Origin of the sequence: Aeromonas sp. R7-4 (assembly GCF_040908055.1) — a bacterium.
Taxonomy (GTDB): domain Bacteria; phylum Pseudomonadota; class Gammaproteobacteria; order Enterobacterales; family Aeromonadaceae; genus Aeromonas; species Aeromonas sanarellii.
Window position 1 is genome coordinate 1 of the sequence record NZ_JBFODA010000019.1, and the last position, 25,099, is coordinate 25,099.

General features: G+C 63.1%; 20 protein-coding genes and 3 tRNA genes. 6 read left to right on the forward strand and 17 right to left on the reverse strand.

The genetic code is table 11. From position 1 onward, the window contains the following. The 13 genes from AB5Y72_RS03580 to AB5Y72_RS03640 form a co-directional block, all read right to left on the reverse strand. A protein-coding gene (locus AB5Y72_RS03580; protein ID WP_368198602.1) for an IS3 family transposase occupies positions 1–1,154 on the reverse strand; the annotation gives its coding sequence in 2 pieces (ribosomal slippage) (positions 1–917 and positions 917–1,154; 1,155 coding nt in all). Between the two features lie 41 nt (positions 1,155–1,195). Beyond that, positions 1,196–2,077 (reverse strand): tyrosine-type recombinase/integrase, encoded by an 882-nt coding sequence (locus AB5Y72_RS03585; protein WP_368198603.1) that lies wholly within the window; start codon positions 2,075–2,077, stop codon positions 1,196–1,198. 350 nt (positions 2,078–2,427) lie between these two features. Beyond that, a tRNA-Leu gene (locus tag AB5Y72_RS03590) sits at positions 2,428–2,514 on the reverse strand. Positions 2,515–2,555: 41 nt separating this feature from the next. Then, positions 2,556–2,629, reverse strand: a tRNA-Cys gene (locus AB5Y72_RS03595). Between the two features lie 34 nt (positions 2,630–2,663). Next, positions 2,664–2,739 (reverse strand) — tRNA-Gly (locus AB5Y72_RS03600). Between the two features lie 180 nt (positions 2,740–2,919). Continuing rightward, on the reverse strand, positions 2,920–3,474 hold the full coding sequence (pgsA, locus tag AB5Y72_RS03605) for a CDP-diacylglycerol--glycerol-3-phosphate 3-phosphatidyltransferase (protein ID WP_042078839.1): 555 nt from the start codon (positions 3,472–3,474) through the stop codon (positions 2,920–2,922). 358 nt (positions 3,475–3,832) lie between these two features. Beyond that, the gene (gene uvrC / locus AB5Y72_RS03610; RefSeq protein ID WP_368198604.1) at positions 3,833–5,686 is read right to left on the reverse strand and encodes an excinuclease ABC subunit UvrC; all 1,854 of its coding nucleotides are present in this window, start codon (positions 5,684–5,686) and stop codon (positions 3,833–3,835) included. A gap of 127 nt (positions 5,687–5,813) precedes the next feature. Continuing rightward, the gene (gene uvrY, locus AB5Y72_RS03615) at positions 5,814–6,458 is read right to left on the reverse strand and encodes a UvrY/SirA/GacA family response regulator transcription factor (RefSeq protein WP_010675231.1); all 645 of its coding nucleotides are present in this window, start codon (positions 6,456–6,458) and stop codon (positions 5,814–5,816) included. Positions 6,459–6,671: 213 nt separating this feature from the next. Next, positions 6,672–7,430 carry a 3-deoxy-manno-octulosonate cytidylyltransferase gene (gene kdsB, locus AB5Y72_RS03620; protein ID WP_325783048.1) on the reverse strand — a complete coding sequence of 253 codons (759 nt, stop codon included), beginning with the start codon at positions 7,428–7,430 and terminating at the stop codon, positions 6,672–6,674. Then, a complete protein-coding gene (locus AB5Y72_RS03625) occupies positions 7,427–7,621 on the reverse strand; it encodes a Trm112 family protein (protein ID WP_042078837.1) in 195 nt (64 codons plus the stop codon). The genes kdsB and AB5Y72_RS03625 overlap by 4 nt, the downstream gene beginning before the upstream one ends. A 119-nt stretch (positions 7,622–7,740) precedes the next feature. Then, a complete protein-coding gene (gene lpxK, locus AB5Y72_RS03630; RefSeq protein ID WP_325783049.1) occupies positions 7,741–8,742 on the reverse strand; it encodes a tetraacyldisaccharide 4'-kinase in 1,002 nt (333 codons plus the stop codon). Next, positions 8,742–10,523 carry a lipid A ABC transporter ATP-binding protein/permease MsbA gene (gene msbA, locus AB5Y72_RS03635; protein WP_325783050.1) on the reverse strand — a complete coding sequence of 594 codons (1,782 nt, stop codon included), beginning with the start codon at positions 10,521–10,523 and terminating at the stop codon, positions 8,742–8,744. The genes lpxK and msbA overlap by 1 nt, the downstream gene beginning before the upstream one ends. 133 nt (positions 10,524–10,656) lie before the next feature. Further along, the gene (locus AB5Y72_RS03640) at positions 10,657–12,885 is read right to left on the reverse strand and encodes a DNA internalization-related competence protein ComEC/Rec2 (RefSeq protein ID WP_325783051.1); all 2,229 of its coding nucleotides are present in this window, start codon (positions 12,883–12,885) and stop codon (positions 10,657–10,659) included. 28 nt (positions 12,886–12,913) lie between these two features. On the opposite strand from AB5Y72_RS03640, the gene AB5Y72_RS03645 reads away from it, so the two are divergent. The 3 genes from AB5Y72_RS03645 (at position 12,914) to AB5Y72_RS03655 (ending at position 15,545) form a co-directional block, all read left to right on the forward strand. Continuing rightward, positions 12,914–13,432 (forward strand): DUF2062 domain-containing protein, encoded by a 519-nt coding sequence (locus AB5Y72_RS03645; protein WP_209792941.1) that lies wholly within the window; start codon positions 12,914–12,916, stop codon positions 13,430–13,432. Continuing rightward, entirely contained in the window at positions 13,426–13,920 is a 495-nt protein-coding gene (locus AB5Y72_RS03650; protein ID WP_042075107.1) for a DUF2062 domain-containing protein, read from the forward strand. Before AB5Y72_RS03645 ends, AB5Y72_RS03650 begins: the two co-directional genes overlap by 7 nt. A 116-nt stretch (positions 13,921–14,036) precedes the next feature. After that, entirely contained in the window at positions 14,037–15,545 is a 1,509-nt protein-coding gene (locus tag AB5Y72_RS03655) for a helicase HerA-like domain-containing protein (protein WP_325783052.1), read from the forward strand. 169 nt (positions 15,546–15,714) lie between these two features. Here the strand turns inward: AB5Y72_RS03655 and AB5Y72_RS03660 are convergent, their stop codons facing one another. The 3 genes from AB5Y72_RS03660 to AB5Y72_RS03670 all read right to left on the reverse strand — a co-directional run bounded on the left by AB5Y72_RS03660 (position 15,715) and on the right by AB5Y72_RS03670 (position 19,235). Beyond that, a complete protein-coding gene (locus tag AB5Y72_RS03660; RefSeq protein WP_325783053.1) occupies positions 15,715–16,905 on the reverse strand; it encodes an amino acid aminotransferase in 1,191 nt (396 codons plus the stop codon). Between the two features lie 144 nt (positions 16,906–17,049). Continuing rightward, positions 17,050–17,991: a hypothetical protein gene (locus AB5Y72_RS03665; RefSeq protein ID WP_325783054.1), complete on the reverse strand. Its 942-nt coding sequence runs from the start codon at positions 17,989–17,991 to the stop codon at positions 17,050–17,052. Between the two features lie 206 nt (positions 17,992–18,197). Then, positions 18,198–19,235 carry a porin gene (locus tag AB5Y72_RS03670; RefSeq protein WP_325783055.1) on the reverse strand — a complete coding sequence of 346 codons (1,038 nt, stop codon included), beginning with the start codon at positions 19,233–19,235 and terminating at the stop codon, positions 18,198–18,200. 386 nt (positions 19,236–19,621) lie between these two features. Between AB5Y72_RS03670 and dinG the strand changes: the two genes are divergently transcribed. From dinG to AB5Y72_RS03685, 3 genes are all read left to right on the forward strand, one after another. Further along, entirely contained in the window at positions 19,622–21,694 is a 2,073-nt protein-coding gene (gene dinG, locus AB5Y72_RS03675) for an ATP-dependent DNA helicase DinG (protein WP_368198605.1), read from the forward strand. Positions 21,695–21,907: 213 nt separating this feature from the next. Then, on the forward strand, positions 21,908–22,567 hold the full coding sequence (locus AB5Y72_RS03680) for a DUF2057 domain-containing protein (protein WP_042076431.1): 660 nt from the start codon (positions 21,908–21,910) through the stop codon (positions 22,565–22,567). Between the two features lie 70 nt (positions 22,568–22,637). Next, entirely contained in the window at positions 22,638–23,534 is an 897-nt protein-coding gene (locus AB5Y72_RS03685; protein WP_368198606.1) for a histone deacetylase, read from the forward strand. A gap of 148 nt (positions 23,535–23,682) precedes the next feature. Here AB5Y72_RS03685 and AB5Y72_RS03690 read toward each other — a convergent pair whose 3' ends face one another. Continuing rightward, positions 23,683–24,831 (reverse strand): MFS transporter, encoded by a 1,149-nt coding sequence (locus tag AB5Y72_RS03690; protein ID WP_368198607.1) that lies wholly within the window; start codon positions 24,829–24,831, stop codon positions 23,683–23,685. Between the last annotated feature and the right edge of the window lie 268 nt (positions 24,832–25,099).

The following is a 25,099-nucleotide window of genomic DNA, read 5'->3' on the forward strand; positions in this document are numbered from 1 at the left end:
CTAGACACTTTCGAGCCGCTCGAAATATTGCTTTTCACACTCTACTGGCGATAGCCCATTGTTGAAACTGTGCCGGCGCTTGGGGTTGTAAAACATTTCAATGTAATCGAACACATCCTGCCGGGCTTCCTCGCGATCCGCATAGGTTTTACGTCGGATCCGCTCGCGTTTTAGGAGCTGGAAGAAACTCTCCGCCACCGCGTTATCATGACAATTGCCACGTCTGCTCATGCTGGCCTTAAGCCGATGATCCCGCAAAAAATCCTGCCAGTCATAGCTGCTAAACTGGCTCCCTTGGTCGGAATGAACCAGCACTTCCTGCTCCGGTCGCCGTCGCCACACCGCCATCAGTAACGCGCTGATAGCCAGCTCTCGGTCGATACGTGGCCCCATTGACCAACCAATGACTTGTCGTGAGAACAAATCCAATACCGCGGCCAGATAGAGCCAACCTTCATGGGTTCGGATATAAGTGATGTCTGTTACCCAGACCTTATTTGGCTCAGTCACATCGAACTGGCGTTCAAGATGGTTCGGTGCAACCACCGTTGGCCGGCCACCATAATGACCGGGACGGCGGCGATAACCGGTTTGTGAACGTAAACCTTCATGACGCATTAATCGCGCCACCCGGTGTTTCCCACAGGTCTCGCCCATCTCTCGCAGGTCATCCCGGATCTTGCGATAACCATAGATGCCCCCGCTTTCTAGCCAACATTGCTTGATCTGGCCAAGAAGGCGTTGGTCTTCCAGGGCTCGGGCAGATAAAGGCTGGTGCTGCCAGGCGTAATAACCGCTCGGGTGGACATTCATCATCCGACACAGTCTGCGGATGGGATGTGCGGACGCGTGCTCCCGGATGAAGGCGTACCTTACCCTGACAGCTTGGCAAAGTACGCGGCGGCCTTTTTTAAGATATCTCGCTCATCGGTGACGCGACGCAGTTCAGCCTTGAGGCGCCGAATTTCGGCTTGCTGGCTGGAGTCATCCTGTTGCTGCGCTTCGGGTTGGCTGTAGCGTTTGATCCAGACATAAAGACTGTGGCTGGAAATACCAAGTCGTTCAGCGACCTCTGCTACTGAGTAATTGCGCTCAGTCACCTGCTTGACGGCTGCCAGTTTGAATTCTTCTGTGTAACGTTGCTGCTTGCTCATAACACCTCCTGATTGACCTCAGTTTGAGGCTCTTGAGGTGTCTAGGAAAGTAGGGGCGATTCAGTGCTCAGGTAAATGATCCGGCTCTTGCCATTCTTGGTCAGGGGTACGAACAACGTCTTATCCTCCCAGTTCACATGTTCCCATTTAGCGAGTAACACCTCTGACTTTCTTGCTCCCGTCAGGTAGAGCATCGCAATGAAGCTGCCTGCGGCTTGATTGCGATCCTGCAATGCCACCTCAATGACCCGTTTCATCTCTTCAATCGATAAGAAGCGCGTCCTGGCATTGTCCTCCTTCAACAGCTTGATCTTGGCCGCCTCGTTGGTGTCCAGAATGCCCCAGCTCACCGCATAGCTGCCCATGGTCTTTAACTGGGCCAGCACACGGTTGGCAGTACTCGGTGCGTAGGCCGTCTGCTGAGGGTTGTTAGGGTGAACCATCTCCGATTGCAACTGCAGGACATCCATCGCCTTGAGTTGCCGGTAACGCATGGCACCAAAGCGTGGTTCTATGTTGTGTTTAAACCGCTGAATGTCGCTGCTGATCGACCGCTTGCCGATGGTCTTGAGGTGCGGCAAAAAGGTCTGCCAGAAGAACTCCGAAAGGGTGGGCTCAGTTTTGTAACTATCCCGCTCTGCTACCGGGTCGATGCCTTCTGCCAGCATCGCCTTGTACTTGCGGGCAATGGTCCTGGCTTGGCTCACATCGATATCGCCGAATCGCCCCAAAGCGATGCTGCGCTTCTTACCTTGGAGGGTATAGCGCAGTAGGAAACGCTTACTGCCTTGGCTTTTTCCTGACAAGAGCTTTAAGCCGATGACCTCTGTATCGGAGAACTCCAGTTCAGTAGCGCCAGCCTCTCGTTGTTGTGCGGGCAAAGCCTTGATGGCTGCATTGGTAAAGCGAAATTGGGTCTGCATAGATACCTCCGATGATGGGTTAGATCATGGGATTAATATCTGTTTCAAAAGGGATTCAATGCGGGTTTAGGAGGGGGGAAGAGGAAGGGGTAACGGTGAGCGCCACTTCTCTCAGCACCAGAGACAGACCCCGGAAAAGTCAGGAGCAGTAGCCTACCAAACGTCATTGGCTATGTTGGAAGACTGAGCAGGTTGTTCGCAACGAATTGCAGGAAGTAGTAAGCCGCTTAGACAAGAAATGGACAAGAAAGGAAAAGTTGGAGAGAAATCTTGGAGAGAGTTAAAAACAAAAACGACGCAATTAAGCGTCGTATCTGTCTAATCTGAAAGGCTTTTTTCTTTAATCTTAATGGTGCCCGAGGCCGGAATCGAACCGGCACGCCGCGAACGGCGAGGGATTTTAAATCCCTTGTGTCTACCGATTTCACCACTCGGGCACCGCAATCGGTATCAAGTCCGCGCGGCGGGCTTGTCAATATGGAGGCACGTTCCGGAGTCGAACCGGACTAAACGGATTTGCAATCCGCTGCATAACCGCTTTGCTAACGCGCCATGCAAAAGAGAGAAACTCTCTATTGTCTGAATTTGGAGCGGGAAACGAGACTCGAACTCGCGACCCCGACCTTGGCAAGGTCGTGCTCTACCAACTGAGCTATTCCCGCATCGGTCCGGCTGACTGCCTGACTGTGAGAACGCATTCTAGCGATGTTCCTCGTCCAGTCAACCAAAAACATTTAATACGCTGATCGTTCGGGTGTTTTTTACCCTTGTCCCGCACTTTCAGCACTCATGGCCGTTTCTCGGCCCCAGTGGCAAAGAAACGACCATTTTCCCATCGGCGACTAGAAGCGGGAGTGGTAGGTCAGATCGCCCCAGGCCGCCTTCATGTACTGGAACATGGACCAGAAGGTGAGCACGGTGGCCACATAGAGCAGCACATAGGCGAGCCACACCATCCAGATGTCGTATTGCCAGATGAGGCCGGTGAGCGACACCATCTGGATCATGGTCTTCCACTTGCCGATCCAGCTGACCGCCACCGAGGAGCGCTTGCCGAGCTCCGCCATCCATTCGCGCAGGGCGGAGATGATGATCTCGCGGCCGATCATGGTCATGGCGGGGATGGTGACCCAGACGGTGTTGTAATGCTCGACGATGACCACCAGGGCCGCGGCCACCATGATCTTGTCGGCGACGGGATCGAGGAAGGCGCCGAAGGCGGTGGACTGGTTCAGCTTGCGGGCGAGATAGCCGTCAAACCAGTCGGTCGCGGCCGCCAGGATGAAGACGATGGCGGCCGCCATGTAGGACCACTGGTAGGGAAGGTAGAACAGGATGACGAAGACGGGGATGAGCAAAATCCGAAAGAACGTCAGCAGGTTAGGAATATTTGTCATTATTTTCAGCCACTTCTTGTATGCCGCTACATGGTAGCCCCAAGCCGATCGCCGATGCAACCGGACAGGTGCCCGCCTTGGTCTATTAATCCATCAATAACCTCAGGATGCGGGTCATTATGGCATTTGCGGCCCCCCTGCGTCACGGCTCTTGTGCGTCTGGTGCGAGGCCTGAGCACCAAAACGAGGGACGGATCGTGAATCGCCAGGCTCATCCCGTGCCGGCATGGCGGCTATCTATCCAAACCTGGGCGAAACCGCACTCTATGGTCGTTCACTCGGGCACCTCGGATGCTTGGTTGGGCGCCTCCCACTCTCCGGCAATGCCCCGAGTGAGCAACCGACAGCGAGATCACCGCTAGAGCGAGTGCAGGGCGTCGTGGATGGACTGGGCCAGCTCCTGGCTGATGCCGGGCACCTTGGCAAGCTCGTCCACCCCGGCTTTTTTCACCTCCTGCAGGCCACCCAGGTATTTGAGCAGTGCCTGCCGCCGTTTCGGTCCCACCCCGGGAATGTCTTCCAGGGTACTGGTGGTGCGCGCCTTTGCCCGTCTGGCCCGGTGGCCCGTGATGGCGAAGCGGTGGGATTCATCGCGAATGTGCTGAATGAGGTGCAGGGCAGGCATGTCCGCCGGCAAATGCAGCTCTTCGTGACTGTCCCCCAGGATCAGGGTCTCCAGCCCCGCCTTGCGGGTCACCCCCTTGGCGATGCCCACCAGGAGCGGGTATTTGCCACCGAGAAACTCCAGCTGGCGGGCCAGGATCTCCTCGGCGCGGCGCAACTGGCCGAGACCGCCGTCGATGAACAGCACATCCGGCACCTTGTCCGGCTCCTGCTGCTTGCCAAAGCGGCGCTCCAGCGCCTGCTCCATGGCGGCGTAGTCATCCCCGCCTGTGATGCCGTCGATATTGAAGCGGCGGTATTCCGAGGAGAGCGGCCCCTCCCGGTTGAACACCACGCAGGAGGCCACGGTGCGCTCACCCATGGTGTGGGAGATATCGAAACACTCCATGCGGGCGATGGGGTTCTCGAGCTCCAGCAGCTCCTCCAGCTGATCGTAGCGAGCGGTGATGGTGCTCTTGTGGGCGAGGCGCGAGCGCAGCGCGGTCTGGGCGTTGATGGCGGCGAGCTTGATGAAACGCGCCCGTTCGCTGCGCGTCCGGCTCACCACCCGCACCCTGTAGCCGGCGGTCTGGCTCAGGGTGTCGGCAATGACGTTCTCGTCTTCGAGCGCCACGTCCAGCAGCACCTCGCTCGGGATCTGCCGCCCCCCCTGCCCCGACAGGTAGAACTGCAGCAGGAAGGATTGCACCACCTCCTCCAGCGGCGTGTCGGCCGGCACCTTGGGGAAGTAGCTGCGCGAGCCCAGCACCTTGCCCTGGCGGATGAAGAGCACGTGGATGCAGGCGGTCCCCTGCTCGAAGGCGACCCCCACCACGTCCAGCTCGTCCAGCACGTTGCCGCTCACCGACTGCTGCTCGGTGACCCGACGCAGGGCCTGGATCTGATCCCGATAGCGGGCGGCCTCCTCGAAGCGCAGGTCGCCGCTGGCGGACTCCATCTTGCCCACCAGTTCCCCTATCACCTGCTGGTTCTTGCCCGCGAGGAACAGCTTGGCCAGCGCCACCTGCTGGGCGTATTCCGCCTCGCTCACCAGCCCCGCCACGCAGGGGCCGGCGCAGCGCTTGAGCTGGTAGAGCAGGCAGGGGCGGGTGCGGTTGGCATAGACGGCGTCCTCGCACTGGCGCACCGGAAAGATCTTCTGCATCAGGTGCAGGCTCTCGCGCACCGCGCCGCCGGAAGGATACGGACCGAAATACTCCCCCTTCACCTTGCGGGCACCGCGATGGACACCGATACGCGGGTGCTGATGGTCGGTGATGATGATCCAGGGGTAGGACTTGTCGTCCCGCAGCAGCACGTTGTAGCGAGGCTGGTACTGCTTGATGAGGTTGTGCTCGAGGATCAGCGCCTCGGTCTCGGTGTGGGTGACCGTTACCTGCACGTCGGCGATCTGGCGCACCAGGGTGCGGGTCTTGATGCTGTCGACGTTGGCCCGAAAGTAGGAGGCGAGCCGTTTTTTCAGATCCTTGGCCTTGCCCACGTAGATGACGGTGCCGCCGCTGTCGTACATGCGGTAGACACCGCTCTGGTGGGTGACGGCGCTCAGAAATGCTTTGCTGTCAAAATTGGGCTCGGGAGGGAGGGTCATCGGCAACTCGACTCAACGGATGAATGCAAAAAGACGGGGGAAGCATACTGCGCCCGCAGACTGAAAAGCAAAAGGGGCTGAAAAAGCAAAAGGCGGCACAGGCCGCCTTTGGTGTCCACACGCCCCCTTACAGGGTGTCGGCATCCAGCATGCCATAGCGAATGGCCAGATGGGTCAGCTCCACATCGCCGTTGATCCCCAGCTTGCTGAACAGGCGGTAGCGGTAGCTGTTGACCGTCTTCGGGCTCAGGTTGAGCTGCTCGGAAATGTCGGTCACCTTCTGCCCCTTGGTGATCATCATCATGATCTGCAGCTCGCGCTCGGAGAGGGACTTGAAGGGGTTCTCGTCGGCGGAGGCAAACTGGCTCAGGGCCATCTGCTGGGCGATCTCCGGGGAGATGTAACGCTGCCCGGAGTGCACCAGGCGAATGGCGTGGATCATCTCGTCCGGGGCGGCTCCCTTGGTGAGATAACCGGCGGCGCCCGCCTGCATCACCTTGGTGGGGAACGGATTTTCTGAATGAATGGTCAGCACTATGATACGCACATCGGGGCGGATCCGCAGGATCTTGCGGGTCGCTTCCAGACCGCCGATGCCCGGCATGTTCATGTCCATCAGGATCACGTCGGGGTGATGTTGCCGACAGAAGGCCACCGCGGTCTCCCCGCTCTGCGCCTCGCCCACCACCTTGATCCCGCGGACGTCTTCCAAAATGCGTCTTATCCCTGTACGCACCAACTCATGATCATCGACCAGGAATACATTAATCACCCAAACACCCCGTTTTTTATCTCGTTATATGCCAGTTAGGGTTAACACGGCGTCTTGCATCATAACCAAACTCGCCGATTTGGCAAACCATGGCCGGGAAAAGTTTGAAACTGCTCGTAAAATCCGTTTTAAATCAAATTACTATATAAAGAATCAACAGAAAAACGGCGCCTTGAGGCGCCGTAATGTATCAAACCCGTTCAGCCGGCCTCATCAGGCCAGCAGCGCGCGCACCTTGTCCAGATCGGCCTGGGTATCCACCCCCACCGGCGGGGCCTCGAGCGCCTGGGCCACGTGGATCTTCTCCCCGTACCAGAGCACCCGCAGCTGCTCCAGCGCCTCGACCTGCTCGAGCGCGCTGGGCGCCCAGTCCACGTAACGCTGGATGAAGCCGGCGCGATAGGCGTAGATGCCGATGTGGCGCTGGTAGTGCGCGCCAATCTGCTCGTGGCTCCCCGCAAAGCGATCCCGATCCCAGGGAATGGGGGCGCGACTGAAGTAGAGGGCATACCCCTCCCGGTCGGTCACCACCTTGACGGCATTGGGGTTGAACACCTCTTCGGCATCGTGGATCGGCACCGACAGGGTCGCCATGGGCGCCGTGGCGACGGCCAGGTTGTCCGCCACCTGGCGGATGATGGCAGGGGGAATGAGGGGCTCATCCCCCTGCACGTTGACCACGATAGTGTCGGCGGCAAAGCCGTAGTGACGGCACACCTCCGCCAGACGCTCGGTGCCGGACTGGTGATCCGGTGAGGTCATGCACACCTCGACCCCGGCAGCGGCGGCAAAGGGGGCCAGGGCCTGCTGCACCCGCTCGTCATCGGTGGCGACTATCACCCGATCGGCGCCCGATTGCAGGGCCTTCTCCACCACGTGCTGCACCATGGGCTTGCCGTGGATGTCGGCCAGCGGCTTGCCCGGCAGCCGGGTGGAGGCGTAACGGGCCGGAATGACGACGACGAAACTCATGGCTTCAGCTCTTCCAGCGGCAGGTGGCGGGCCCGGTTCTCCAGCAGCACCGGGATCCCTTCTTCCAGCGGATAGGCCAGTCTGTCGAAGCGGCAGATGAGCTCCTGGGAACCCGCGTGAGCCTGATAGTGCAGCTTACCCTTGCAGACCGGGCAGGCGATGATGTCGAGCAGTTTAATATCCAGTGCCACAACCAAACTCCTTTAACGATGTCGGACAGGCGATGATGCCTGGCCATTGATATGCTGTGCCGGGCCCGCAGCCGGGCCCGTTCCGTTGCGTGGGCGCGGGGTCAGGCCGTGCGCCCTCTCTATGTTTTCCGGTTGCCGGCCGGGGCCGACACACCCGCCCCCTGCAGGGTACGCAGCAGCGCCTCCCCCAGGGCGTCCGGCAGCTCGGCGCTCACCGGCAGGTACCACCAGTTGTCCGGGGCGAAGGAGCGGCACTTGACCGCATCCTTCTCCGTCATCAGCAAGGGGCGCTGGCCGAAGCGGGCGAGCAGTTCGGCGGCGTCGAACGCCTGGTGATCCCCGTAGCCGACGCTCTGCTCCAGCTCGTAGCCGAGGGACGTCAGGGTCGCGAAGAAGCGGGGGGGATGGCCGATGCCCGCCAGGGCGTCCACAGGTCCCGAGAGGGGTGCCTCGAGCGGCGCGTCGTCGCACACCCGGCGAGGGATGCCCGGGATCAGGCCCATGGCGTACTCGCCCGGCGCGGGCTCGCCGCCGTTGCAGAGGATGGCGTCCACCCGCTTCAAGCGGGTGATCGGCTCGCGCAGAGGCCCCATGGGCAGCAGGCAGCCATTGCCGAAGCGGCGCATCCCGTCCACCACCACCAGTTCGATGTCGCGGGCCAGGGCATAGTGCTGCAGGCCGTCGTCGGTGACTATGATGTCCACCTCGCCGCTATGCTCCAGCAGGCGCACCGCGTCGGCCCGTTTGGGGGCCACCGCCACGGGGCAGCCGCAACGTCTGGCGATGAGCACGGGCTCATCCCCCGCCTCGGTCGGGGTGCTGGTCTCATCGAGCCGATAGGGATAATGGGGGGCCTTGCCGCCATAGCCGCGGCTCACCACGCCGGGGCGCCAGCCGCGGGCCTGCAGTTGCTCCACCAGCCAGACCACCACCGGGGTCTTGCCGTTGCCCCCCACCGACAGGTTGCCCACCACGATGACCGGCAGGCTGGCGCGATAGCTCGCGAGCCAGCCCCGGCGATACCCCAGGCGGCGTGCGCCGCTGACCAGGGCAAACAGCAGGGCGAAGGGGGCCAGCCACCAGCGCCAGCCGCTGTTTCCGTACCAGAGCCGCGCCAGCATCAGGCCTGGCTATCCACGGCAGCGCCGGCCGCCGCATGGCCGAACTGGATGGCGCGCAGCTGGGCATAGGTACCCTGCCGGGCCATCAGCGCCTGGTGGTTGCCACGCTCGACGATGTGACCCTCGTCGATCACCAGGATCTCGTCCGCCTTCTCGATGGTGGAGAGGCGGTGCGCGATCACCAGCGAAGTGCGCGCCTTGCACAGCTCGTCGATGGCCGCCTGGATGTGGCGCTCGGACTCGGTGTCCAGGGCCGAGGTGGCCTCATCCAGCAGCAGCACGGGGGAGTCCCGCAGCAGGGCACGGGCGATGGCGATACGCTGGCGCTGGCCACCGGAGAGGGAGGCGCCGTTCTCGCCGATGACGGTGTCATAGCCGTCCGGCATCTTGCGCACGAAGTCGTCCGCATGGGCGATGCGGGCCGCCTGCTGGATCTCCTCCAGGCTGTAGCGCTCTTCCGCCGCGTAGGCGATGTTGTTGGCCACGGAGTCGTTGAAGAGGTGCACGTGCTGGGAGACCAGGGCGTACTGCTTGCGCAGCTCGCTCAGGCGGTATTCGCGGATGTTGACGCCATCCAGCAGGATCTCCCCCTCTTCGATGTCATAGAAGCGGGTCAATAGGCTCGCGATGGTGCTCTTGCCGGAGCCGGAACGGCCCACCAGGGCCACGGACTTGCCCGCCTCCACCTTGAAGCTGATGTTGTGCAGCGCCGGGGTGTCCTTGGTCGGGTAGGTGAAGGTGACATTGCGGAATTCAATTTCGCCGCGGGCACGCTCCAGGGTGCGGGTGCCGGTATCCTGCTCCGGGGTGGAGTCCAGCAGGCCGAACAGGCTCTGGCAGGCGGTGATGCCGCGCTGGAACTGGTTGTTCACGTCGGTCAGGCTTTTGAGCGGCTTGAGCAGCATCATCATGGAGGTGACCATGACGGTGAAGGTGCCCGCGGTCAGGGTCGCCTTGACGCTGTCGATGGTGGCCACATAGAGGAAGACCGCCAGGGCGATGGAGGCCACCATCTGGACGATGGGGCTGCCGATGGCGTCGGCGGCGACCATCTTCATGGTCTGCTGGCGCATCCGGTTGCTCACCTGGTAGAAGCGCTTGTCCTCCACCTCCTGGCCACCGAACATCAGCACCTCCTTGTGCCCCTTGAGCATCTGCTCGGTGGAGGTAGTGATGTCACCCACCGCCTGCTGGATGTGGCGGCTGATCTTGCGAAAACGTCGGCTGATGATGCTGATGAGGATCCCGACCAGGGGACCCACCACCAGGAAGATCACCGACAACTGCCAGGAGTGCCAGAACATCAGGCCGAGCAGGCCGATGACGGTGGCCCCTTCCCGCACCAGGGAGACCAGGGTGGAGCTGGCGGCAGACGACACCTGACCGGCGTCATAGGTCACCTTGGAGAGCAGGTTGCCGGTGTTCTGACGATCGAAGAAGCTCATGGGCATCGCCATCAGGTGGCTGAACACCTGCTGCTGCAGGCGCATCACCACGTGGTTGCCGACCCAGGCCATGCAGTAGTTGGAGAGGAAGGCGGCGCAGCCGCGCAGGGCCACGATGCCGAGCACGAAGAAGGGCATCCACTTCAGCACGCTGCTGTCGTTGCCGTTGAGCCCCTGATCGATGAGCGGCTTGATGGAGTAGACGAAGGTGGTATCCACGGCCGCATAACCCAGCATGCCGATGATGCCGCCAACCAGTCCCAGCTTGCGATCCCGGACATAACCGAGCAGGCGCTTGAAGACGGTCCAGCTCTCTTGTGAGGTTTCTTGTTGCATGAATAGCCGTTAATAAGGGAAATGACGGGCTATTCTAGCCAAACCTTGAAGCTTCACCAAGCGCCGCCGGCGCGATGGGCCGAACCCGGGTCACAAAGGGGGGCCTCCTGGCAAGGGGCGGCTTGCCGGCCGCTCACTCCTCCCGCCATGCCTGGGGTCGCCACCAGGCTCCGCCGCGCCTGTACCAGGGACCCTGCTCCCGCTCGGCCCGGATCCTGAGCCCCGCGTCCACCGGCTCGATCAGGATGGCGCCATCCTCGCCGGTCACCCACTGCCGCGCCCCCTGGTAACGCGCCACCACCTCGGGGCGAGGAAAGCCCCACTGGTTCATGAAGCCCGCGCTGTGCACCACTAAGGCCGGCTGCACGGCGGCGACAAAAGCCGGGGTCGAGGAGGTGCGGCTGCCGTGGTGAGGGCTCACCAGCAGGGTGCTGGCCAGCCCCTCTCCCCCGCCCTCCTCGCTTTCCAGGGCCAGCAGGCGCCGTTCCGCCTGCTGTTCGATGTCACCGCTGAGCAGCAGCCGATGGCGCCCGTCACTCAACTGCAGGACGCAGCTGTCGTTGTTGCGCCCCGCCCCGGGCCCCGGGGGCCAGAGCACCCTAAGATCCAGCCCCTGCCAGCGCCACTGCTGGCCACGACGACAGGCCTGGGTGCTCGGCGCAAACGGGAAGGAGGAGAGCTCGCGGCGCACCGGCATATTCTGCAGCACCGCCTGCCGGTTGCCCGCGTGATCCCTGTCCCTGTGGCTGATGATCAGGGTATCGAGCACCCTGACGCCGAGCCGGCTGAGCAGGGGCAGGATGGCCGCATCCGCCATGTTGTAGCCCCCGGGGTAGCGATCCCCCGTATCGAACAGGATGGCTCGCTCCCCCCGGGTGATAAGTACCGATAGCCCCTGTCCCACGTCCAGCACCCGCACCTGCCAGGGGGTGGGCCTGGACCAGACGGCCAGCAGCAGGGCCGCCACCACAGGGAGCAGAAGGAAGCGGCCCCCCGGCAGATGCCAGGTCCCCCACAGCAGGATCAGCAGGACGCTGGCAGGCATCAGCCCGCCGGGGACAGGCCACCAGAGCTGCAGGTGGTCAGCCAGCCATCCCAGCCCCCGGAGCACCCACTCCAGCCCCAGATCGGACAGCCAGAACAGGCCATGGGCCAGGGGGCTGGCGATCGGGGCCACCAGCACGCCGATGAGCGCCAGCGGAATGATGCCGAGGCAGAACAGCGGCAACGCCAGCAGGTTGAGCAGGAGCGCCAGGGGCGCCATGCCCTCGAACAGCAGCAGTTGCAATGGCAGCAACCCGAGCAGCAGCAAGAGTTGCAGCCGCACCAGGCCGGGACGTGCGTGCAGCAGGCTCGCCAGCAACAGCAGGGCCACCGCCATAAAGGAGAGCCAGAACCCCGCCGAGTAGAGGGCGAAGGGGTCCCACAGGATCAATACCACGAAAGCCCACAGCCAGATGCGGTGGCTGGGCCAGTCCCGTTTCAGCCAGCGCAGCAGGCTCCACACCAGCACCATGATGAGGGCCCGCTCGGTGGCCACCGCAAAACCCGCCAGCCAGCTGTAGGTGGCCGCGAACAGGAGCGACACGCCGATGGCCCCGCGCAGCCCGAACAGCCGGCCAAGCCACCAGCCGAGCACCGCCACCAGGGCGATATGCTGGCCGGAGATGGCGATGATGTGGGTCAGGCCGCTGCCGCGAAAGAGCTCCCACTGGGCGTCCGTGATCCCCCCCTGCTCCCCGAAGGTGAGCGCCGCCAGCAGGGGAGCCTGCGCCAGCCCCTCCCAGGCGCGGCTTGCCGTTGCCAGCCAGCGTTCGCGCAAGCCCGGGGGGACGGCATCCAGAGCGATGACCCGCCGCAGGTTGCCGGTGGCGGTGATCCCCTTGCCGAGCAGCAGGCGCCGCCCGTCCATCCCCGCCTCGTTGGCCAGACCATGGGCAGGCTTGAGGGAGGTCGCCAGGGTGACGCGACTGCCGGCAGGCAGCGGCGGCAGCGCCTGGTAGGCATTGACCCGCACCAGGGGCGACGGGGCAAGGGGGCGATCGTCCAGGGTCTCGAGGCGCAGCAGCAGGCGCACGAATTTATCCTGATCTTTATCGCCAGAGGGCTCCGTACTTTGCACTTGTGCGGTTATGATGTGGCTCGTTTTTTTGCCCAGCTGATCCAGCCAGGCCAGCCGGTGGTGCATATTCCCCTGCATCCAGAGGATGCCGAGCAGCAGAAACAGCAGCCGCCAGCAGCGACAACCGGCGAGGGGAAGCGCGAGCAGCAGCGCCAGGCCCCCCCATTCCCATGAAGGCAGCCATGGCCAGAGCAGTGAGGAGCTTGCCCCCAGGGCAAACGACAGCAGACGCAGATCCATGGAGCAAGTATCTAGCAAGGTTTAAAACATGCCCAAACGAATCATAAAACGCTGGTTGCCCGACCAGGACAAGCTCAAGGAGCACAAGCACCTGCGGCTGTTCGGCAGGCTGCTGCTCGATGCCAACCTGTGGCATCTCAACCGGCGCTCCGCCGCAGGCGCCTGTGCGGTCGGCCTCTTCATGGCCTGGATCCCCCTCCCCTGCCAGATGTTGCTGGCGGCCGGCGGCGCCATCGCCTGCCGGGTCAACCTGCCCCTCTCCGTGGCCCTGGTCTGGCTCTCCAACCCCTTCACCATGCCGCCCATGTTCTATGGTGCCTATCTGACCGGCTGCCAGTTGCTGGGGCAACCTTCCCGGCACATCGAGATCGAGTTCACCTGGGCCTGGCTGGTGTCGGTGTTCGAGACAGTGGCCCCGCCGCTCTTGCTGGGCTCCCTGGTGCTCGCCCTGTTGAGCTCGCTGATCGGCTACACCCTCATTCGCACCTGCTGGCGCATCAGCACCGTTCGTCAGTGGCACAGACGCAAGGTGGTACGCGCATGCTGAGCCGTTGGTTCGCCCGCTTCAAGATGGACCCGGACACCCTGCGCCGGCAGAAGTGGTTCGCCCTGTTTGGGGAGCGCCTGCTGACCCCCGCCCTCTGGCAGAGCACCCCCCGGGCCCTCTGCGGCGCCGTGGCGGCCGGTCTCTTCGCCAGTTGGATCCCGGTGCCCATGCACTCCCTGGTGGCCGTCGCCCTGGCGCTGGCGTTTGGCCTCAACCTGCCGCTGGCCCTGCTGGCGGTCTGGTTCAACAACCCGCTGACGCTCCCCTTCATGTACCTCTATGCCTATCGCACCGGCTGCCTGGTGCTGCACGAGACGCCGGAGCCCTTTCACCTCACCTGGTCCCTGCACTGGCTGGAGCACGAGGCCGCCACCCTGGTGCCCCCCTTCCTGCTGGGCAGCCTGCTGCTGGCGATATTGACCGCCACCACAGGCGCCCTGCTCACCCTGCTGACACTGCAACTGGGCAGACGGATCCGCGCCTCCTGAGGGTCCCCCGCCGTCACGCCGCGTCCACCGGGCGCGGCTTGCCATCGTTTGGCTCTGCCACCACACTCCTTGTAACCCGTTGTTTTTCGTCCCTCATGCGAGACAAGGAGCCCCCCATGGCCGAACCGCTCACGCTGGCCCATGCCAATGGCCACCCCCTCTCCCTGCTGCCCGCCATGGCCAATCGTCACGGCCTCATCACGGGCGCCACCGGAACCGGCAAGACGGTCACCCTGCAGGTGCTGGCGGAGGGCTTTTCCCGCCTCGGGGTTCCCGTCTTTCTGGCGGACGTGAAAGGGGATCTGAGCGGCCTGGGCGCCGCCGGCATGCCATCCCCCAAGCTGGACGCCCGCCTGGCCCAGCTCGGCATCCCCGCCCCCGCCTTTGCCGCCAGCCCCACCCTGTTCTGGGATCTCTTTGCCCTGCAAGGCCATCCGGTGCGGGCCACCGTCTCCGACATGGGGCCCCTGCTGCTCGCCCGCCTGCTCGGCCTCAACGACACCCAGAGCGGCGTGCTGGAGCTGGTGTTTAAGGTGGCGGACGACGAGGGGTTGCTGCTGCTCGATCTGAAAGACCTGCGCGCCATGGTGCAGTTCGCGGGGGACAACGCCAAGACCCTCACCACCCGCTACGGCAACGTGTCCACCGCCTCCATCGGCGCCATCCTGCGCAACCTGCTCACCCTGGAGAGCGCGGGGGGCGATCACTTCTTCGGCGAGCCCATGCTGGACATTCAGGACCTGCTGCAGACCGACGAGGCCGGTCACGGCCATATCAACGTGCTAGCCGCGAGCAAGCTGACCCAGTCCAGCCGGCTCTATGCCTGCTTCCTGCTCTGGCTGCTCTCCGAGCTGTTCGAACAGTTGCCCGAGGTGGGGGATCCGGAGAACCCCGTGCTGGTCTTCTTCTTCGACGAGGCGCACCTCCTGTTCAACGACGCGCCCAAGGCGCTGCTGGAGAAGATAGAGCTGGTGGTGCGGCTCATCCGCTCGAAAGGGGTGGGTGTCTACTTCGTGACCCAGAGCCCGGCCGACATCCCCGACAACGTGCTGGGGCAGCTCGGCAACCGGATCCAGCACGCCCTGCGCGCCTTTACCCCGAGCGATCAGAAGGCGGTGCGCATCGCCGCCAACACCCTGCGCGCCAACCCGGCCTTCGATGCCGCCGGCGTCATCACCGAGCTGGGGGTCGGGGAAGCCCTGGTCTCCCTGCTCGACGAGAAGGGGCGCCCCGGCGTGGTGGAGCGCGCCTTCATCGCCCCCCCTGCCAGCCGCATCGGTCCCCTGAGCGACCCCGAACGGCAAGCCCTGATCCAGGGCTCATTGCTCTACGACCGCTACGAGACGCCGGAAGATAGGGAGTCCGCCTTCGAGCGGCTCAATGGGGGCAAGGTGACCCCCACAAGCGAGCAAGGCAGCGAGCAGCCATCCAACGGGGAAGGCGGTCTGCTCGATGCCCTCAACGGCATCCTGTTCGGTCGCACCGGCCCGCGCGGTGGCCAGCACGACGGCGTGGTGCAGACCGCCGCCAAGAGCGTAGCCCGCACCCTGGGCAACGAGGTGGGGCGGCAGCTGGTACGGGGGGTGCTCGGCTCCCTGCTGGGGGGCGGCAAGCGTCGCCGCTGAGGTAAAAACCGCAGGAACGAAAAAGCCCGCCGAGTCTCCCCGGCGGGCTTTTGATTGAACGGATACCCATGGCTCGCTTACCGCACCCTGGCGATGGCGTCGCAGAGCGGATCTATAGCGGAGCTATATATTGACGCGGGTGATGCAATCCGCAGCCTTTTCGCCTCCTTTACAACACCTTGGCAATGGCGTCGCAGAGCGGATCTATGTTGGCTCGGGTGATCCCGGCCACGCTGATCCGGCCGGAGCCGACGATGTAGATGGCGAACTCGCTCTTGAGGCGCTCCACCTGATCCTTGGAGAGGCCGGAGAAGGAGAACATGCCGTTCTGCTCGCGGATGAAACCGAAGTCCTGGCTCACGCCGCGTTCCGCCAGCTTCGCCACCAGCAGCTCGCGCATCTCGCGAATGCGCACCCGCATGGCGGCCACTTCTTCCACCCACTCGGCATAGAGGGCCGGATCGCTCACCACGGCGGTGACGACGGCGGCGCCGTGGGACGGCGGGTTGGAGTAGTTGGCACGGATGACGGTCTTCACCTGGGTGAAGGCGACGTCGGCAACGTCCTTGGTCGCGCAGACCAGGGTAAAGGCACCGACCCGCTCGTTGTAGAGGCCGAAGTTCTTGGAGAAGGAGCTCGCCACCAGCAGCTCGTCGTGGCACTCGGCGAAGATGCGCAGGCCTTCGGCATCTTCCTCGATACCCCGGGCAAAGCCCTGATAGGCGAAGTCAAACAGCGGCAGCCAGCCGGCGGCGGCGCTCTGCTCGGCCAGGGCGCGCCACTGATCGCTGGTGGGGTCTATGCCGGTCGGATTGTGGCAGCAGCCGTGCAGCAGCACGAGATCGCCTGCCTGGGCCTCGGAGAGTGCCGCCTGCATGGCCGCAAAGTCGAGCCCCTTGGTCGCGGCATCGTAGTACTTGTACCACTTGACGGTCAGACCGGCCGCCTGGAACACGCTGACGTGGTTGGCCCAGGTGGGATCGGAGATCCAGATGGTCTTGGCCAGGCCGTTGCGCACCACGAACTCGGCGGCGATGCGCAGGGCACCGGTACCACCCGGCGCCTGCGCCGTCTTGGCGCGACCGCTGGTCACCAGCGCCGAGTCACGGCCGAACAGCAGCTGCTGCACGATGCGGCCGTATTCGATATTGCCTTCGATACCGAGATAGTTCTTGGTCTTCTCGTCGGTCAAGAGCTTCTGTTCGGCTTTCTTGACGCAATGAAGGATAGGAGTGGCACCGGTCTCGTCCTTGTAGATCCCGACCCCCAGGTTGATCTTGTGGCTGCGAGAGTCGGCACGGAAGGCCTCGGTCAGGCCCAGGATCGGATCCGCTGGGGCGGCAACAACCTTTTCAAACATGGTATTCCCTGTATTCCGTTGAGTTCGTTGGCTGGCAAAGTAGGTTGGCAAACAAAAGCGCCCGTCTGGCGAGCGCTCCGTCAACTCTTTATACCACCGCCTTCCAGAGGGGAAAACCGCTTTCTCGATGCCGTTGGCAGCCCGTCAGCCAACGGCGTGCCAATCTGGCGCCAGGGCGCACACCTCGGCCGAGAGCCCCTGGTTGGACTCCACCAGATCGGCGCACAGCGCCAGCAGCGGGCGAGGGAGACGGCTCGGCTCCCACGGGCGGCTGTCCTGCAGAGGCGCACCGTAGGCCGCCTTGATGGGCACAAGATCCCGCGGCAGCCACCACCTCGCCGGGCGCCCCAGCCGCTGGGCCAGCATCAGCACCCTGTCGACGCCGGTCGGATCCAGGGCGGTGAGGTGACTCCAGAGCGTATGGGGAGGCAAGGCGGCAATCAGGGGTTGCAGGGCGCCGGGATCCTCGGCGGGATGCCAGACCAGCAGGGCGTCGGCGGGCAGGCGCAGTTCGGCAAAGGCGCCGACGCAATCCGTGCTGATCACCCGCAGGATCTCCCCCTCCCCCCAGAGGATCTTGCCAAGCCCCGTCAGGGTGCGGGCCGGCAGCGCCACCTCCCCCAGGGTCTGGAGCCAGGGGGTGGCATCGAGCAGGGTGCCGCCACTGAAGAAGAGACTGAACGGGCGTGCAGAGCGCAGGCGAAGCGGCAGATCGCGGCACAACCGGATCCCCTTGTCTTCGAAGTCGATCTGTTCGATGGGGCTGAAACTCGCCTCCCCCTTGCGATAGAGAGCCGCCAGCACCCGATCGTTGACCTTCTCCCCCAACTGCCAGCCGTGGGACTGCAGCCACTCCTCCGGCTCCGGGGGGGCGCACGCTATCTCCGCCAGCATCAGCTCGCGGGTCAGATAGCGCCGTCCGGCCGGGGTCAGCTCATAGCGATGGTTGCCGAGGGTGAGTAGCAGCTGATTGTCCCTCAGCATGCCGACAAGGGGCTGCCACTGGCGACCGCGGATAACCTGGGGGGCCCCGCTCAACAACTGCTGCGCCAGCGCGCGCCACTCGGGGTGGGTGAAATCGATCAAAAGGTATCCTTCCCTGTCGGCCAGCCCTGTTTCAACAAACTGAATAATCTAGCGATTTACGAGAAGAGAGCCAAGGGGGCAAGGAAGACAACGTGACCTGGCGCAGCACCAGACGTCAAGAGGAAGCGAAGGAGGTGAAAGGCGAATAAAACAAAACGGCCAAGCAAGCTTGGCCGTTTATCAACTAAATCCGGATTAAGACTGGATTAGAAGTTGTATTGCAGGGCAACAGTGAACTCGTCGTCCTTGTCGTTGATACCCTGAATCTTGTACTCAGTGTATGCCTTGAACTTGGAAGTGAAGTTGTACTGAACACCCAGCAGGGTTTCGTCAACGATGTCTTCGTAGGAAGAACCGGCAGAGTTGGACAGTACCTTGCCTTCGGCGAAGTTGTAGCCAGCCAGGAAGGTCCAGGCGTCTACGTTGTAGGAAGCAGCCAGCTCGTAGCCACGGCCCTTATCCTTGTTGCTGCCTTGAGTGGTGTTGTCATAGCTCAGGTCACCCTGAGTGTACATACCAGCGAAGTAGAAGCCGTTGATGGCGTAGTGTGCGCCCAGGGCCCACTCTTTCTTGTCGCCGGAAGCGCTGGAAGCAGTGCTTTCCAGGTCGGAGTAAGCGTAACCGGCGTTCAGGCCCAGACCGAAGTCAAAGTCGTAACCGGCAGCAGCGGCGTAGCCGTAGTTGCGCTTGGCGTTCGGACCATAGATGGCGTCTTCTTTGATGCCTTGACCGATGTCAGTAACCTTGACGGCCTTGTCATCGTTGGTCTGGTAGGACAGCTTGCCCTTGAAGCCACCGAAGGTGTTGGAGTAGATGATCTGGCCTTCTTGACGACCGTCGTAGAAGTTACCTACGTCACCCCATTCGTTGAAGATATCGGTCGGCTCCAGCACGTCGTAGAACGCGGTGTCGGTTTGGCCGAAGATGATCTTGCCGTACTGGGTACCGTCGAAACCGACGTAGATGTGACGGGAGTCGAACTTGTTGGCGGAGTTCTCAGCAGAGACTTGCCATTCGGTCTTGGCAATACCGGACCAAGTGTTGTTCAGAGCGACTTTGCCGGACCAGCCCAGACGGGAGGAACCAACCAGTTCAGCGTCGGTGTCGTCGTGCTCTGCATACATGTTAGCCTGAACACGGCCATAGATATCAAAGGAGGTGCCGTCTTTGTCGTAAACGACAGCAGCGTTGGCTGCGGATGCGAACAGAGCCGGGATAGCAATAGCCAGAATTGTCTTTTTCATAGTTGTTTCCAATGCCTACTGTAATTAAACACTAAGTCCTTGTTATTCCCTGTGTTAGCGATGTTCTTTGCATCACTATGCCGCCGAGACTATCACCGGGTTTTCCGATCCGCAATGAAAAAACTTGGAACTTTTTATGAAAACCATAGTCATAGGGGAAAAATTGTGAGCTGAATCCCACAATGTTTGCGCCACCAGGGAAAACGTTTACAGCGATACTCTCTGCCTGAATCACGCTTTTTTGGTGATTTATTGCACGCGCCATCCACCCCGTGACATAAGTGCGGCCCCCCTTCCATGACGGCTGCTTCCCCCTTGCCTCGACCCGAGTCACCTCTTGCGGGTATCCTGTGCTGATTCACCTCCCACAGGGTTACACCGCCTTTATGCTATCGACTCGTCTCAAAGCCACCATCCGCAATACCTATCGCCAGATTGCCGATGGTTTACCCGGTTTTGTGCCGCGCAAGGAGCAGAATTTTCTGGTGGCCGAGATCGCCAAGACGCTCACCGGTGAATATGACAAAAGCCGCCGCATCCTGGTGGCCGAGGCGGGCACCGGCATCGGCAAGTCCCTCTCCTATGCCCAGGGCGCCATCCCGGTGGCACGACTGACCCAGAAGAAGCTGGTGATCTCCACCGCCACCGTCGCCCTGCAGGAGCAGCTGATCCACAAGGACCTGCCGTTCTACCATCGCCACAGCGAGCTGCCGTTTCGCTTCATGCTGGTCAAGGGCCGCCAGCGCTACTGCTGTGAGCATCTGCTGGAACAGGCCGCCCAGGGCAGCGACATGGCCAACTTCGAGCTCGACTTTGGCGCCCTGAACAAACACAAGCCGTCGGATGCCGACAAGGCGTGCTACCAGGCTCTGTGGCAGGCCTATACCGAGGGCAAGTGGGACGGCGATCGGGACAACTGGCCCAAACCCATCCCGGACACCTGCTGGGATCCCATCGCCGCCGATCGCCACACCTGCAACAAGGCGCTCAGCCACCACCAGCACTGCCCCTTCCACCGGGCAAGAAACGACATGGATGCCGCCGACGTGCTGGTGGTCAACCATGCCCTGCTGCTCTCCGACCTCACCATGGGGGGCGGCATCATTCTGCCGCCGCCGGACGAGTGCATCTATGTGCTGGACGAAGCCCACCACCTGCCCACCATAGCCCGCGACCACGGCGCCGCCAGCGCCAGCATCAAGGGATCCCGCCGCTGGCTGGAGAAACTGGCGCAGAGTGCGGGCAAGCTGGCCAGGACGCTGAACAAGGAGAGCCTGCTCGACCCCCAGCTGAAACTGCAGGATGCCCTCGCCTCCCTGCAGCCGGATCTCAAGGTGCTGGAGCAGTGGCTCGCCAGCCACGAGCACCTGTTTGGTAGCGAGCAACACCACAGGTTTGCCGACGGCGTCCTGCCCGACCCCCTGCCCATGCTGGCGGAGAACCTGAAAGAGGCGAGCAAGAAGGCGCTGCGGGCGCTGGACAGGATGCAGGGCGCCATCGGTGAGGCCCTGAAAGACGGCGAAATCCGTCGCAAGGAAGCCGAGCCCCTGCTGGCGGAGAGCGGTTTTCATCTGCAACGGCTGGAGAGCTTCTGCGCGCTGTGGGAGATGCTGAGCCGCCATGTGCCCACCGGCAAGACGCCCCTCGCCCGCTGGATGGCCAGGAGCGAGGATGGGGACATCTGGCTGCACGCCTCCCCCATCGAGGTGGGCTATCTGCTGGAGGAGTGGCTCTGGTCCAGGTGCCTTGGCGCCGTGCTGGTCTCGGCCACCCTCACCGCCCTCTCCTCCTTCAATTATTTTCGCCATCAGGTAGGGCTGAAAGAACACGACGGCACCCGCTATCTGCGGCTACGCTCCCCCTTCGACTATCACAAGGCCGAACTCTACCTGCCCAGCATGGTCCATGAGCCCAGCGCCCCCGCCTTCACCCAGGAACTGATCGACACTCTGCCCCGCCTGCTGGCCGGCAAGGAGGCGAGCCTGGTGCTTTTCTCCTCCTACCGGCAGATGAACGAGGTGGCGGTGGGACTGCGGGCCAAGGGCATGTCGCTGCTGGTGCAGGGGGAGGCGTCCCGCAGCGCCCTGCTCACCCTGCACAAGCAGAAGTGCGACGGAGGCCAGGCCAGCATCCTGTTCGGCACTGGCAGCTTCTCCGAGGGGCTGGATCTGCCCGGCCACTACCTCACCAACCTGGTGATCACCAAGCTGCCTTTCGCGGTGCCGAATTCCCCCGTGGAGGAGGCGACCGCCGAGTGGATAGAGCAGCGCGGCGGCAATCCCTTCCTGCAACTGACGGTGCCTGAAGCCTCCCGAAAGCTTATCCAGGCCTGTGGCCGCCTCATCCGCAAAGAGGCGGACCGGGGCCGGGTGACCATACTCGACCGCCGCCTGCTGACCAAACGCTACGGCAAGGGACTGCTGGACGCCCTGCCCCCCTTCACCCGGCGCATCGAGTAAGGTTCGGGGCTCGCTGGCCGACGAACCGAGCGGGGATCCCGGGAAGCAAGAGCAAGAGAGAGCAAAGCGGCTGTCCACCCTCTCGCTAGCAAAGGATTCCCTCCCCCTCACGGCGGACGGTGTCATAAACGGCTATTGCCGCTCCAGGGCAAACCTGTAAAAATGAGCCCCTATTTTTCAGTGGGCAATCGCCTGACTGTTCAAGGAGATGAAATGAAACTGACTGTTCTGGTGCCGGCCCTGGCTGGTCTGTTGTGGGCAGGTAGCGCCCTGGCTGATAGCCAACTGGAAATAACCAATCCCTACGTGGTGCAGCTCATCGATGGCGAGTCCATCAACCCCAAGCTGCTCGACAAGACCAGCAGCTTCCCCATCAGCGCCGGCAAGCACCAGGTGGTGGTGGCCTTCGAGGGCAACTACTCCAATCGCAGCGAGATCAAGCTGGTGACCGCCGAGCCCCTGGTGATCAACTTCACCGCCGGTGACAACCAGACCCTGGTGCTGGACTACAAGAAGCCCCGCAACGAAGACGAAGCCAAGGCCTTTATCAAGGAGCAAAAAGTCGTCCTCAAGGACAAGGTCAGCGGCCAGGCCGTCGAGACCGAGCAGTTCGTCATGCCGAAAGTGGGCGGCTTCCAGCTGACCCGCGACTATCAGCAGGAGCTGATCAAGATGGGCAAGGCCTTCAACCAGCCCAAGACGGTCGCCGTCTCCAGTGCCGCCGTCATGGCTGCCGCCAGCGCACCGGTCGAAGTGGCCCCGAGCAAGGCCCAGAGCAATCCGGAAGCCCTGACCCAGCTGCAGAGCTGGTACAACAAGGCCGATGCGGAGACCCGCAAGGCCTTCCAGATCTGGGTGATCCAGCAGCAGTAATGGCGCCTCGCACGCCTGTATGAAGGGGAGCCTGGCTCCCCTTTTTCTTATCCGTTCCGGCCGACGCTGCATGTCACTGCGCATCTTCTATCACCCCCACTACTCCGCCCTGGTGCTGCCCGAGCGCCACCGCTTTCCCCTGGCCAAATACCAGGCGCTGTTTGAACGACTCGGCGACCTCGGCTATCCGCTGGCAGAGGCCCCGCCCGCGAGCCGCGATCAGATAGCGCGGGTTCATGATGCCGACTACGTGGATGCCGCCCTCCAGGGGCGCCTCGACCAAGCCGCCATCCGTCGGCTCGGCTTTCCCTGGTCACCCCTGCTGATCGAACGCACCCTGCGCTCGGTGGGCGCCACCCTGGCCGCCAGCCGCCACGCCCTCGAACAGGGTTGCGGCTTGCAGATCTCCGGCGGCTACCACCACGCCCATCGGAACTTTGGCAGCGGTTTCTGCCTGTTCAACGATCTGGTGATCGCGGCCCGGACCTGCCTGGACGAGGGACGCTGCGAGCGGGTGCTGATCGTCGATCTCGACGTCCATCAGGGGGATGGCAGTGCGACGCTGTGCGCAGGCAGCCGCGACATCATCACCCTCTCATTGCACGGGGAGCACAACTTCCCACGCCACAAGCCAGCCTCCCACCTGGATTTTGCCCTGCCAAGCGGCATGGGGGACGACGCCTACCTCGAAACCCTGGCCCAGGCGCTGAGCCTGGCGCTGAGGCTCCACGCCCCCGACCTCATCCTCTATCAGGCCGGGGTGGATGTGCACCGGGACGACGAACTCGGCTACCTCTCCCTGACCGACGCCGGCGTGCGCCAGCGCGATGCCATGGTCTTTGACTATGCCGTTCGCCACGGACTGCCCATCGCCGCCGTACCGGGCGGCGGTTACCGGCGAGACTGGCAACAGTTGATCCCGCTGCACCTCTCCCTGTTCGAGGAGGCGCGGCGCCGCTTCGATTGAGCGGCGCCCCCCGGCCCAGGACATGCAAGAGGCGACCCCGGGGTCGCCTCTTCCTTATATAAGGCACAACAGTGATGGCCGGCACGCGCTTCGTGGACAAGAGCGGCCAACAGATGGCACCGCTCTTTGGTCACGGGACAGGCCCGTCTCAGGCATGGGCCATCGGCGTCGGGTGTTCGCCCATCTTGCGTAGCAGCATCAGCAGATAGACGAGGGAGACCCCGGCGATCACCATGAACAGCTGCTGATCCGAACAGTGCTGCATCAGGAGCGCGGTCAGGGTCGGGCCGAGCAGGCTGCCGATGGTGTAGCTCAGCAGCAGCGCCTGGTTCATGGCCACCAGCTGATGCTGCTCGACCTGCTCGCAGGCCCAGGCCATGGCCACCGGATAGAGGGTAAAACCCGCGGCCCCCAGGATGAACAGCGTCGGCCCCATGGCCGCACTGCCGAGCATTGCCACTGAGCCCAGGATGACCACCAGCACCTGTACCCGCAGCACCTGCAAGCGCCCGAAGCGATCCGCCAGGCGACCGGCAGGCCACTGCCCCAGGATGCCGGCACTCACCAGCACCGCCATCCAGAAGCCAATACCGGCATCGCTCACCCCCTGGTGGTTCAGATAGAGCGGCATCAAGCCATAGAGCGATCCCAATACGATGCCGGAGATGATGCAGCCGCTCACCCCCAGACGCGCCTGACGCAGGCGCAGCATGGGCCAGACCTGGGTCGTTGCCTGATGCCCGCCGGGGGCGTTGACGATGCGGGTGAACAGCAGGGGCAAGATGGCCGCCAGCACCAGAGCGGTCACCCAGGGCAGCACCGCCATCAGCACCGTCGGCACCTTGCTGACCAGCAGTTGCCCGAGCACTGTGCCCACGTAATAGACCATCATATAGGCGGCCAGCAGGCGCCCCCGGTTGCGCGCGTTGCCGCTGCACATGAGCGCACTCTCCACCACCACCCAGATCATGGCGCAGCCGATCCCTGCGACGAATCGCCATGCCAGCCAGCTCCAGAATCCCAGGGTGAGCCCCAAGCCGACGCAGCCAGCGGCGAAGATCGCGGACGCCAGATAGTAGCTGCGGTTGAACCCGCAATGGGCGATCAGCGTCCCCGCCAGCAGGGTCCCCAGCAGGTTGCCGGTGAAATAGGCGGAGCCGACCATGCCTACCTGCCAGGTCGGCAGATGGGCATGGGCGAGCCAGAGCGGCACCAGGGTATTCAACACCGCGATGGCCAGGGTCAGCAGCAGCAGGCCACAGAGCAGGAGCAGCACCGGCCGGGAGTATGTGGTCATGGATAAAACCCTGAGGAGAGGCAAGAGGCGAGCGCATCATGCCACCGCCCACCAGGTTGTCAATCCGTCTGAAACGGCGCGCTCAGGGGGTTGCTGCGCGTAGGGGGGCTGTACTGACGGCTCCCCAGAAACACCGCCCGGCATCAGGCTTGTCCCGTTCATCCACCGGAGGGCTGGTTCAGGGCAGGGAGGCGATTGAGCTGCCTCACTCCGCTGTCCGCCCCCTCCTGACCGTGAGGGTGCTCCCGCGCCCATAAGAGAAGCGGCG